Source organism: Psychrilyobacter sp., from assembly GCF_049671765.1.
GTDB lineage: Bacteria > Fusobacteriota > Fusobacteriia > Fusobacteriales > Fusobacteriaceae > Psychrilyobacter.
This window is the reverse complement of the sequence record NZ_JBATVM010000233.1, coordinates 1-7,398: the sequence shown is the minus strand read 5'-3', so window position 1 is coordinate 7,398 and position 7,398 is coordinate 1. Positions and strand designations below refer to the sequence as shown.

Annotated in this window: 9 protein-coding genes and 1 pseudogene; 8 read left to right on the top strand and 2 right to left on the bottom strand. The window is 25.9% G+C overall.

Annotated elements, in window-relative coordinates; all coding sequences use genetic code 11:
- Nucleotides 1-423 precede the first annotated feature (423 nt).
- The 8 genes from WBG30_RS11170 to WBG30_RS11135 all read left to right on the top strand — a co-directional run bounded on the left by WBG30_RS11170 (nucleotide 424) and on the right by WBG30_RS11135 (nucleotide 4,780).
- Complete coding sequence (locus WBG30_RS11170; RefSeq protein WP_424504733.1) at nucleotides 424-546, top strand: hypothetical protein; 123 nt, start codon at nucleotides 424-426, stop codon at nucleotides 544-546.
- Between the two features lie 177 nt (nucleotides 547-723).
- A complete protein-coding gene (locus WBG30_RS11165) occupies nucleotides 724-993 on the top strand; it encodes a hypothetical protein (RefSeq protein WP_424504732.1) in 270 nt (89 codons plus the stop codon).
- Between the two features lie 107 nt (nucleotides 994-1,100).
- A complete protein-coding gene (locus WBG30_RS11160; protein WP_424504731.1) occupies nucleotides 1,101-1,487 on the top strand; it encodes a desulfoferrodoxin in 387 nt (128 codons plus the stop codon).
- Nucleotides 1,488-1,616: 129 nt separating this feature from the next.
- The gene (locus tag WBG30_RS11155; protein WP_424504730.1) at nucleotides 1,617-2,840 is read left to right on the top strand and encodes a mechanosensitive ion channel family protein; all 1,224 of its coding nucleotides are present in this window, start codon (nucleotides 1,617-1,619) and stop codon (nucleotides 2,838-2,840) included.
- 59 nt (nucleotides 2,841-2,899) lie between these two features.
- Nucleotides 2,900-3,307 carry a VOC family protein gene (locus WBG30_RS11150; protein WP_424504729.1) on the top strand — a complete coding sequence of 136 codons (408 nt, stop codon included), beginning with the start codon at nucleotides 2,900-2,902 and terminating at the stop codon, nucleotides 3,305-3,307.
- A gap of 361 nt (nucleotides 3,308-3,668) precedes the next feature.
- Nucleotides 3,669-3,887, top strand: coding sequence for a hypothetical protein (locus WBG30_RS11145; RefSeq protein ID WP_424504728.1), 219 nt, complete (start codon nucleotides 3,669-3,671; stop codon nucleotides 3,885-3,887).
- Between the two features lie 28 nt (nucleotides 3,888-3,915).
- Entirely contained in the window at nucleotides 3,916-4,065 is a 150-nt protein-coding gene (locus WBG30_RS11140) for a hypothetical protein (protein WP_424504727.1), read from the top strand.
- 409 nt (nucleotides 4,066-4,474) lie between these two features.
- On the top strand, nucleotides 4,475-4,780 hold the full coding sequence (locus WBG30_RS11135; protein WP_424504726.1) for a type II toxin-antitoxin system HicB family antitoxin: 306 nt from the start codon (nucleotides 4,475-4,477) through the stop codon (nucleotides 4,778-4,780).
- A 210-nt stretch (nucleotides 4,781-4,990) separates the two neighbouring features.
- Here WBG30_RS11135 and WBG30_RS11130 read toward each other — a convergent pair whose 3' ends face one another.
- Both WBG30_RS11130 and WBG30_RS11125 read right to left on the bottom strand, forming a co-directional pair.
- The gene (locus WBG30_RS11130; protein ID WP_424504725.1) at nucleotides 4,991-7,198 is read right to left on the bottom strand and encodes an HD domain-containing phosphohydrolase; all 2,208 of its coding nucleotides are present in this window, start codon (nucleotides 7,196-7,198) and stop codon (nucleotides 4,991-4,993) included.
- Nucleotides 7,199-7,256: 58 nt separating this feature from the next.
- A pseudogene (locus WBG30_RS11125) lies at nucleotides 7,257-7,398 on the bottom strand (IS30 family transposase); the annotation flags it as partial.

Here is a 7,398-nt window from a genome sequence, read left to right as displayed (position 1 = left end):
AGATTGGTTTAATAGCTAACCAAAAGTTTTTTTCACAAAACTGACCAGAGCTAAGAAACCGATAAATAGAATCTTTAGAGATTTTAGAATCAGTAATATTTTGTAGATCTGTAGAATGAGCAGATTTTGTTGAAGCAATTAAAAAATTTGAGTATGTTTCGAGTAGATTTTTATTCATAGAAGTTACTCCTTTAAATGTTGTTATTAGGAGTATATTTCTTTTTTAGGAAAAACCCTACCGCGAAACATCAGTTATTATTATTAAATCTAATCTAGGATTTTCTCCATGGGATGTATTACACCAAGGGATATCTAAAGTTACACATATCACAATAGGTCAAGCCAGTATTTTTGTCGGATTTGTAGTTATAATTCTGGATTTTTTTCTGGGAGAACGAATAGGAAGCGGGAGGATATGCAGGTGTGGGAACAGTAATCACTGCTCTTTTCACAGGAAGTTTTATCCAAGGAATTTTTAAATTATTTAAATTTGATGTAAAATCCGTAGTTCAGCGAGATATAAAAAATAACAATCTATATTTATAGTCATCTATATCATTATCATTTTCCAAATCATATATTTTTTAACGATAATTTTGATTTTTTTACAATTTTAAGTTCAAAAAAAAGGAATGTTTATAATATTCAAGAAAAGTATAATAGAATATAAACTTCTCCATGAGAATGTACTTTAATTTTTAAAAATTAGAAAACGGAGGTAATGTGATGAATAATCAAAGACAGAATTGGAAAGAGCAATTAAACTATGAATATGAAAATCATATTTATACTATGCAAGACACAGAGTTCGATAATGAAATCTTAGAAAGTTTTGAAAACAATATGCATGAGCTTTTCTTAGCAGTTACATCTACAGATCATACCACTAACGGATATAAAAAACTGATAAGAGCTATAGAGAATTTTAACAATATTTTTTATGCTCAAAAAAATATTTTTGACTTGGATATCCGATGTAAAGAGATTCAATAGAAAAACAAATAGTCAACTTTAAAATAATAAACAGATAGATAAAGGAATTTTTTCCTTATATTGGTATAGTTATTTGTAACATTTTTTATAAAACAAGGAGGCAAAATATGGCAAAATTATTTGGAATTTATAAGTGTGAAATCTGTGGAAACATTACTAAGATTTATCATGAAGCTGGTGGTACTTTAAGCTGTTGCGGACAAGATATGGTACATCAAGTGGCAAATACAACAGATGCTGCAGTTGAAAAACATGTCCCAGTTATAACTAAAATAGAAGGTGGATTTGAAGTTAAAGTTGGTGAAACTCTTCATCCTATGACTGATGCTCATTACATTGAATGGATAGAGTTAACTGTGGATGATTGCTGGGTAACTACTGCATTCTTAAAACCTGGGGATGAGCCAAAAGTTACTTTTAAAGGATGTTTAGGTAAAAAAATAGAAGCTAAAGCATACTGTAACTTACATGGTTACTGGAAAACAACACTTTGATCTTAACAATAGATAGAAAAACAGGGGAACTAACTCCTGTTTTTCTTCTTTCAAATCTTTAATCAATATTGTTTTTATCTTTAGTTATTGAATAATAACTAAAAATTATATATAAAAAAGGAGTATTGTATGTATCTTAATTTACAAAAAATAATAGAAAATAAAAATTATCCATATATTCTGGGATTAATTTTATTTATTATTTATATAGTCTTAATGAGAATTTGCTATCGATTGCTAAATAAACTTACTAGAAAATCTCTAGTATACTATAAAATTAAAATAGGAAATAAAATAACAGGAATAAAGATAGGAAACTATGAGGTTATAAATAGCAAGATGCAGTTTGCATTTGTAAAAATAATTTTAAAAGGATTTAAATTTTTAATCTTTGGAATAATATTAATTTTTAGTTTACCCGGTTTATTTTATTTTAATCCTACTACAAAAGACATGGTAAGTACTCTATTTACCTTTGTTTCCGATCCAATTAAGATGATACTACTAGATATAATAGGGATTATACCAGATTTTATAACAATTATTATCATTTTATTATTTGTTAAATACTTTTTAAAATTTTTAAGATATCTGGCAGACGAGATTTCAAGTGGAACGATGAAAGTAAATGGGTTTTATCCAGAATGGGCAAGTCCTACATTTAATTTATCAAGATTATTTATTTATATACTAACTCTAACTATTGTATCTCCATACTTACCTGGAGCCGGTTCGCCCGCCTTTAAAGGTATCTCCATATTTGCAGGGATATTAATTTCGTTAGGATCTAGCACCTACATAGGTAATGTAATTGCTGGATTTATACTAACTTATATGAGATCATATCAAGTAGGAGATCGTATTAAAGTAAATGAAATAACAGGAGATGTTGTAGAAAAAACCATCCTTGTAACCCGAATAAAAACTCCTAAAAATGAAAGAGTAACTATCCCTAATGCCTCTATATTATCAGGACATATAATAAACTATACATATTCTGCAAAAAAATATAATATCATACTACATACAAATATAACTATAGGATATGATGTGGATTGGAGACTAGTTCACAAACTACTAGAAAAATCAGCTGGATCAATCGATGGAGTGTTGAACACTCCAAAACCATTTGTTCTGCAAAAAGCATTGGGAGATTTTTATGTTGAATATGAGATAAATTTATATACTTCCAAAGAAAAAAAAATGCAGAAAATAATGTCAGATCTTCATGCTAATATTCAAGACAATTTTCACGGAGAAAGAATTGAGATTATGTCCCCTCATTATAGGGTCAACCGTAATAATGATGAAGTGGCTATCCCTAGTAAATATATCAAGACAGAGAACAAATAATATTAAAAAAAGGACATGGATATGACAACAAAATCAAAAGTTATAAGGGAGATTAGTATATGAACATAAAATCATTACACCACATTTGTATCCAAACAGAATGTTACAAAGAATCGAAGAAATTTTATACTGAAATTTTAGGATTTGAAGTTATAAAAGAAACACCAAATTTTCATAAAAGAAAATATAATACATGGTTAAAATCAGATGAAATTATGATAGAACTTCAGACTGCTAAAGTATCAACAAATTTAAATGAATGGAGCTCTTTAAATGAAGGACCAGTACACATTTCATTTCTTGTAAAAGACATTCATATAGCATACGAAGAAATCAAATCTAAAGAATATAATAGTTTTAAGCTTAAAAATGGAAAAGAGATTTATAAAGTTGAAAACGGGTATCTTTTTAAAGTGAAAGCTCCTGAAGGAACAGAAATTGAAGTGAGAGATCAACAGGGAATTTAAAAGTAAAAAGAGCCTTCCACTATTTGAAAAGTGTCAGACTCAGAGGAAAGTATAAGCAAATTTATCTTTAAAACAAATTTACTAAGGAGGTTCCATTTATTAATCCCTGGGAAGATTAATAAAATATCTTCAAAACCTAACTACAAATTAATTTTAACTTAAAATATAATAAAAGTCAAATTAAACTTTTAAATAATAAAAAAATATTGATCTTTTTAGAAAACATAAAGGAAACTCTATAAAAACAAGTATAATATTTATAGTTCCTTTTATTTCTAATATTTAAAAATATCTTTCATACATATTAATAAAATAACCTTAAATTTTACTTTCAACTTAAATCTAAAAATGGAGGTGACTTATGATAACTATTGCTACAATTTTACTTTTTATAACTATATTATTTTTATATTTAAATAATAATAGTAAAGTTAAATATGTATATATCAATGAAAAAACAAAAAAATACCATTTGGAAGATTGCCCATATTCTAAAAATTTAAAGGAAATCCCTTTAAAAAATGCAATTAAAAATGGATATGAACCATGTAAAATATGTAATCATAATAACCTCCAATAAACTTAATTCCGAAAGGGCACTATAAATAGTGCCCTTTTTATTATCCTCTGAAATACATGTAAACAAGCCATTGTTTCCTAAAAAAATTAAAGAGTTATCAATTATACTTGCAGCTATAACAATCAGTGGAGTAACTTATGGAGCCCAATTAGAGTTAAAAGGTGAATTTGAACCTTGAATAGAAGAAAAGAGAAGAAATTAATTTTAATTTTTTTAGTCTCAATATTTTTATTATTTCCATTGAGATCGATATATTGAGAAAAAAGAAGACATGCGTAGAGAAAAAAATATCTTGTTTTTTATAAAAAAACAAAAAAAATTAAAGGATAAAAAAACTTTATACGTATAGCTTAATAAAATAGGTGCTACAAGTGTAAAGCTTAAAAAATTAAATCAACTAATTCAGTTAGAAAAAATAGGAAATAGTCATATCTTTGTGAATTTAAAGGGTTTAGATCCTTAATTTTAATTTTTACACACACAGTAATGTCCCAATACTATATTATTTAAAAGCTCTTGCTAAATAAATAATAAAAAGCATCAAAAAAAGTAGAATTTTATATTATTAATCAAAGGAGATGATTCAAATGAAAGATATTTATATTTATCCAGCAATTTTTTCATATGCTAATGACAATGATGATAATGATGATATTTTAGTAGAATTCCCTAATTTAGATGGAACTTTGACTTTTGGAAATACACCAAAAGAAGCCCACTATAAAGCTAAAAACTACTTAGAATCATACCTTTATATGTTAGAAAAGTATGCAAGGGCTCTTCCTATACCACCTAAAAGAAATGATATAAAACTTAAAGAAGATCAAGCTATAGAAATGATTAAAGTTAATCTAAATCTAATCCGAAATGAAATAAACAATAAAGTAGGATAAAAAATTATAATTAACTTAATGGTTGATTTATGAACTCTATAGAAATATTAGATCTTTATAAACCCTTACGTAGTAAATAAAAAGACAGCCCCTTTAAACTGTCTTTTTATTTACTATTATTTCTCGAAAATTACAAAAGAATTAGAAAGTAATATTAAAAACTATCTAAAGTAATCTCTTTACTCCTCTAGAATAACTCATAGTATTTTTTTATTCATATGAATCGACTTTTTTTTCATTTCCTTCAAAAATTTTGTTGAAATTTTGTTGTTTTTTTATGAAAATTCTAACTAGATTAGGATCAAAATGTTTTCCACTTTCAGACTTTATTATTTCTACAGATTTTTCGTGTGAAAAAGCCTCTTTATAAACTCTTTTTTGCCTCAAAGCATCATATACGTCTGCTATAGCTACTATTCTAGCTTCAATCGGTATTTCTCCTTCTTTTAAGCCTTTTCCATATCCAGTTCCATTCCATTTTTCATGGTGGTATCTAACTATATTTAAAGCCACAGAACTAATATCTAAATCTTTCATAAGATTATAACCAATTTCTACATGATTTTTCATTATTTCAAATTCTTCTACTGTTAATTTTCCAGGTTTTTTTAAAATATTGTCAGGAATTCCTATTTTTCCAACATCATGAAGTGAAGCATAGAGACTTATTCTATCAATATATATAGGCTTTAAACGGAGTTCTTTTGCTAAAACTTCAGAATACTTACTTATTCTTTTGATATGAGAGCCAGTATCTTCATCATTAAATGTATTCGCATTTTCTAAGGTTTCAACCAAACCAATTGTTAATTTTTTTAATTTATTAGAAACCCTTTTAAATCTTCTTAAATGACTATAAATAAAGCTTATTAGGACAATTGAAATTATAAAAATAACTATCGATAATTTATAATCTTTTGCTAATTCTATTTTTTGAAGAAAAAATTTACTTTTTTCTTCTTTTATTTGATAAGAAAATTTATTATTTAATGAATTTATTAAAAAATAAAGAGTCTTTTCTTTAACAGGCACTCCAAAACTTAATTCTACTTTATCTTGAATCGTTCCTGCAACTTTTAAATCATTTACATGAAATAGATTTGAATAATAATTAATTTGTTGTAAATCCCCTATTAAAATATCAGCTTCTTTAGAACTCACTGCCATCAATACTTCTTTTATATTTTTAAACCTCACTAAATTATTGCCAAACCCTTTATATAAAAGATATTCTTCAATAAATGAATTATCTACCACAGCTATACGATATTTTTTTAAATTGTCGAAATATGGAATATAGCCTTTATCACTTTTATTGAAAATCAATAACGGTATTTGAGTATAAGGTTCTGTTATAAATATTTTCTCAGTTTTAGAGATCAATTCATTATCATTAATACTTAAAATAAATGGATTGATATCAAAATCAGAATTTAAATTTTGTCTCTTAAATTTTATATTTATTCCTAATATTTTACCAACTTCAACAAAATAATCTTTCAAAAAACCTTCTGATTTATTATTCTTATCAGAATAATAGAGCTGTGGGAATTCTTCAAATAAGGGCATCAAAATTTTAATTTCATTCTTGCTACTAATATATTCACTAATTTGATCTGTTATTTCCAATTTGTTCTTAGTATAATTTAGCGATTCTTCATGAAAAAATTTCATAGTTAATTTCTTATTGTCAAGAATTTTTTCCATTATATCGATTAAAGGTTCAAACTTTGTCTTTCCCCCAATATAATAATCAGTTTTAAGAGCGCTGGAAAGATAATTTAATTTAATTCTATCATCATTATTATCTATTAAATATTTTAATGTATCTTGATAATCATCAATATAAATATCTGCATTACCAGATAAAAGAGCTTCTATACATTCTTTTTGATTAGCTTTAGGAAGTAATGTAACCGAACGACCATATTTTTTTACAATTTTATTTTTTATTTGATCTCCTTTTTCATAGACAATAGTTTTCCCTAAAATGTCATCTTTAAAATCAATAGAAGGAAACTCTGATTTTGTTACCATAACCCCATCTAATTCAATAGGTTGATCGATATAATAATACTTTTTATTATTTCTTTTGTAGTCTTCTACACCCATTACTATATCAGGTATTCCTAAATCCACAGAATTTTCAAATTTTTCAGTTCCTTCATCAATAATATGAAATTTTAATCCAGTTTCTTTTTCTAAAATTTTTATTATGTTTGGAAAAACACCTTTTTTTTGACCCTTGGAATGATAGTTTAATATCCCGCGATCTTTATCTAAATAAATAGTCATATTTATATCTTTATTTTTCTTTATCCATTCTTTTTCATTTTCATTTAACTTTATATTTAAACCTTCTATCCCGTAGATTGATATGCTACATAAAATAAAAATATAATATAATAGTTTATACATTAAATCACCCCTTTTCTAAAATCTATTCTGTTTTGATGTCTATTCCTCTTTTTATAACCTAGATTGTCAAATTAAATGCAACACCTGGTTCTCCCCAGAATACTTCATGGGGAGTTTTCCATCCTAAACATTTCCTGGGTGTATTATTTATTTTTTGTACTGCTATATTTACTTCTTCTTTTGTTAACTTTATAAAGTCC

What these genes read in the sequence shown, in the direction of transcription:
- WBG30_RS11160 (WP_424504731.1), top strand. Translation starts at nt 1,101, where the DNA reads ATGGCAAAATTATTTGGAATTTATAAGTGTGAAATCTGTGGAAACATT.
- WBG30_RS11155 (WP_424504730.1), top strand. Translation starts at nt 1,617, where the DNA reads ATGTATCTTAATTTACAAAAAATAATAGAAAATAAAAATTATCCATAT.
- WBG30_RS11150 (WP_424504729.1), top strand. Translation starts at nt 2,900, where the DNA reads ATGAACATAAAATCATTACACCACATTTGTATCCAAACAGAATGTTAC.
- WBG30_RS11145 (WP_424504728.1), top strand. Translation starts at nt 3,669, where the DNA reads ATGATAACTATTGCTACAATTTTACTTTTTATAACTATATTATTTTTA.
- WBG30_RS11135 (WP_424504726.1), top strand. Translation starts at nt 4,475, where the DNA reads ATGAAAGATATTTATATTTATCCAGCAATTTTTTCATATGCTAATGAC.
- WBG30_RS11130 (WP_424504725.1), bottom strand. Translation starts at nt 7,198, where the DNA reads ATGTATAAACTATTATATTATATTTTTATTTTATGTAGCATATCAATC.